Origin of the sequence: Streptomyces sp. (genome assembly GCF_050698815.1) — a bacterium.
Taxonomy (GTDB): Bacteria; Actinomycetota; Actinomycetes; order Streptomycetales; family Streptomycetaceae; genus Streptomyces.
In genome coordinates this window covers 1-3,913 of record NZ_JBOHCV010000661.1, presented here as the reverse complement: position 1 = coordinate 3,913, position 3,913 = coordinate 1, and the positions used below count along the sequence as shown (strand labels likewise).

Genomic DNA, 3,913 nt, shown 5'->3' with positions numbered 1-3,913 from the left:
GATCGTGCCGATCACCATGGCGCCGAACAGCATGCCGACGAGTGCGTAGGAGCCGATCCGGCCTGACTCGGCCTTGGACAGCGTCCACTCGGCCGAGCCGTCGAGCAGGGTGGGGACGACCGTGCCGTACACGATCAGGTCGTAGCCGTCGATGATGATCGTCGCGCAGCACAGGGCGACGACCAGGGATCGTGATCTGGTCCGCGTCGCACGGGGAGATGAGACGGAACCGGGGTGCGCGGAGCGGGATGGCATCGGCAGCACTCCTCTCTGAAGCAGGCGGCTACCGGCGGTACAGGGTGCACATGAGTGTCCACTTATCCTGACGACAGTCAAGGGAACGCGATAAGAATGCGACCTCACGCGTCCAGCAGACCCGTCAGCGCCGCCACCGGATCTGCGTCCGCCGGGCCGTCCGGCCACCAGTCGTCCCCGCCGCCGGGGTCGTTGCGGTACGGGTACCAGCGTTGGTCCCTGCCGTAGCGGAGCTGGTGGGTGCGGGTGGGGTCGGTGAGGTGGTTGCGGTGGATCGTCATGCGCGGCAGGTCGGCGGCGGCCAGGGCGCTGCGGGCGCGGTCGAAGTTGCCGGCCGGCGGGTCCCAGTGGTCTTCCATGACGGCCAGGCCCTCCTCGCCGCCCTGCCGCCAGGCCGCCGCGGCCCGTGCCAGCTCGGGGGTGGTGTGTCCGGTGCCGTGGGCGAGCGCGGCGAAACGGGCGGAGAAAGTGCCGCGGCCGGTGAGATCGGGGTGGGTGGCGGCGAGCCGGATCGCGTCGTGCCACGCCGGGAGGGGGTTGAGGCACCCGGGGTCGGTGAGGGCCGCGTGGGCGCGGGCCGCCGCGCCGGTGGCCAGGAAGGTGAGGGCGACCGGGTCGGGGGCGCCGGGGAGTTCGGGGAAGAGGAGCGGTTCGCCGGGAGCCGCCGGCGGCGCGAGGGGGTCGGGCAGTGGCGGACGTACCGAGGTGGCCAGGGCGTCGCGGGCCGGGACGCCGGACGCCGGCCCGGGACCCTCGTCCGCACGGGGCGCACCCTTCTCGCGGGCGCTCAACGCGGCGTTACGGCGGGCCAGTTCGTCGAGGAGTTCCTCCTCGTCCCGGCCGCGCAGGAGCAGCAGCACGAAAGGGTCGGCGTCCAGGAAGCGGGCGGTCTGGTAGCAGAGGGCGGCGGCGTGCTTGCAGGGGTAACCGTGGTCGGGGCAGGAGCAGCCGGGGTCCAGTTCGCCGTGGCCGGGCAGCAGTTGGATGCCTGCCGTGCTTGCCGCCTCGACGAGTTCGTGCGGCATGTCCTTGTCCAGCAGGGCCGCGATGTGGGCGGGTTGAGCGGTGACCGCGTCCAGGAAGCCGTCCCACTCCTGGTCGGTCAGCGCCCGCAGACGGACCACGGTGCGGTAGGGGCGGGGGCGGCTGCCGTGTACGGGCGCGGCGATACGGCCGGGGGTCACCGTGATCTCGCCGACGTACCCGCCACGCGCGTACGTGCGGCCGCGCGAGAGCCGTCCCGCGTCGAGCGAGGACTCTTCCAGCGCCTCCACCCAGGCGTTGCCCCACCAGGATTCGGCGAAGGGACCGCGGGACCCCCGGTGGGAGGGCAACGGCGGAAGGGTGCGGGAGGGACGGCTCATGACGTCCTCCGCAGGGAGACGAGGTCGGCCAGTTCCGCGTCGCTCAGTTCGGACAGGGCGGCCTCGCCGCCGCCCAGCACCGCGTCCGCCAACTCCCGTTTGGAGTCCAGCAGTAGCGCGATCCGCTCCTCCACCGTTCCCTCCGTGATGAGGCGGTGCACCTGTACGGGCTGGGTCTGCCCGATGCGGTACGCGCGGTCGGTGGCCTGTTCCTCGACGGCGGGGTTCCACCAGCGGTCGTAGTGGATGACGTGGGCGGCGCGGGTCAGATTGAGGCCGGTGCCCGCCGCCTTCAGCGACAGCAGGAACACCGGGGCCTCACCGTCCTGGAAGCGGCGCACCATCTCCTCACGCCGGGCGACCGGCGTGCCGCCGTGCAGCAGCTGCGTGGGCACACCGCGGTCGGCGAGGTGGCGCTCGATGATGCGCGCCATCGTCACGTACTGCGTGAAGACGAGCACCGCGCCGTCCTCCGCGAGGATGGTGTCCAGGAGTTCGTCGAGCAGTTCCAGCTTGCCGGAACGGGCGGCGGCGGGCCCGGGAGCGGCGGTCGCCGCCTCTTTCAGGTACTGCGCGGGGTGGTTGCAGATCTGCTTGAGCGCGGTCAGCAGCTTCATCACCAGGCCGCGGCGTGCGATGCCCTCGGCGGCCTCGATCTCGGCGAGCGTCTCGCGTACGACGGCCGCGTACAGCCCGGCCTGTTCGCGGGCGAGTCCGACGGGGTGGTCGCTCTCGGTCTTGGGCGGCAACTCGGGCGCGATGCCCGGGTCGGACTTCTTGCGGCGCAGCAGGAACGGCCGTACGAGCCGGGCCAGCCGCTCCGTCGCCTGCTGGTCTTCGCCGCCCTCGACGGCGCGGGCGTGCCGGGACCGGAAGGCCTTGAGCGGTCCGAGCAGCCCCGGCGTGGTCCAGTCGAGCAGTGCCCACAGCTCGGAAAGGTTGTTCTCGACGGGCGTGCCGGTGAGGGCGACCCGGGCGGGAGCGGGCAGGGTGCGCAGCGCCTTGGCCGTCGCGGAGTGCGGGTTCTTCACATGCTGGGCCTCGTCGGCGACGACCAGCCCCCAGCGCCGTTCGGCCAGTTCGGCGGCGCTGGAGCGCATGGTGCCGTAGGTGGTGAGGACGAAGCCGCCGACACCCGACAGGTCGGCCAGACCGTCGAGGCTGCGGTCTGCGCCGTGGAAGCGGCGCACCGGCACGCCCGGCGCGAAGCGTTCGATCTCGCGCTGCCAGTTGCCCAGCAGCGAGGCCGGGCAGACGACCAGCGTCGGGGCCGGGTGCGCGCGGTGCAGGTGGAGAGCGATCAGTGTGATCGTCTTGCCGAGTCCCATGTCGTCGGCGAGGCAGCCGCCCAGGCCGAGGGAGGTCATCAGCTCCAGCCAGGCGAGACCGCGCAGTTGGTAGTCCCGCAGAGTGGCGTGCAGACCGTCCGGCTGGGCGAGCGGCTTCAGGTCGGCGGTGAGCCGGGTCCGCAACGTCGCCAACGCCCCCACCGGCACGGCCTCGACCGCCTCCCCGTCCACCTCCGCGGTGCCGGACAGGGCGGCCGAGAGGGCGTCCACCGGGTCCAGCAGGCCGAGATGGCGCTTGCGCGCCTTGCGTACGAGGGCGGGGTCCACCAGCACCCACTGGCCGCGCAGCCGCACGACGGGGCGGTGCGCCTCGGCCAGCGCGTCCATCTCCGCCTCGGTCAGCTGCTCGTCGCCGAGCGCCAACTGCCAGCGGAACTGGAGCAGTTCCTCCGACTCGAAGAAGCCGAACCCGTCCGCGGCCGATCCCGGCGCCGGCCGTACGACGGCGGTGGCGGTCAGCTCGCGGGCCAGCTCCCGCGGCCAGTGGACGGCCACCCCGGCTGCCGCCAGCCGGGTCGCTGCCCGGCCGAGCAGCTCCGTCACCTCTTCTTCGGTCAGCGGCAGTACGTCCGGCACCGACCGCTCCAGCAGCCGCCCCAGCGGCGGCCACACCCGGGCCGCGCGGCGCAGCGCGAGCAGCGTGTCGATGCGGGCGCGGGAACCGAAGTGGTCCGCGCCGCCCCACAGTTGGGCGGCGTCGGCGACAAGGGTGGGGTCGGCGAGGCTGTGCACCTGCACGACGGCGGCCGATCTGCTCCACGCTTCGGTGTCGCCGCCCTCAGCTCCCCCGTCCGACTCGAAGAGGTCGTAGGCGGCCAGGTCGAGGCGCAGCGAGATCCGTACGCCCGCGTCGATGCCCGCCGCGACCTCGGCGGCCCACTCGCGGGCGCCCGGCAGGCGCTGCGGCGCGCTGGCGGCGAAGGGCTCGCCTGCGGCGTAGGGGGC

General features: G+C 73.3%; 2 protein-coding genes and 1 pseudogene. All 3 read right to left on the bottom strand.

Annotated elements, in window-relative coordinates; translation table 11 throughout:
- Positions 1-255, bottom strand: a pseudogene (locus tag ACRDP3_RS23785) (hypothetical protein); the annotation flags it as partial.
- 104 nt (positions 256-359) lie between these two features.
- Positions 360-1,619 carry an SWIM zinc finger family protein gene (locus ACRDP3_RS23780; protein WP_431519043.1) on the bottom strand — a complete coding sequence of 420 codons (1,260 nt, stop codon included), beginning with the start codon at positions 1,617-1,619 and terminating at the stop codon, positions 360-362.
- A partial coding sequence (locus tag ACRDP3_RS23775) for a DEAD/DEAH box helicase (protein WP_431519042.1) occupies positions 1,616-3,913 on the bottom strand: 2,298 nt, incomplete at its 5' end. The genes ACRDP3_RS23775 and ACRDP3_RS23780, both read right to left, overlap by 4 nt.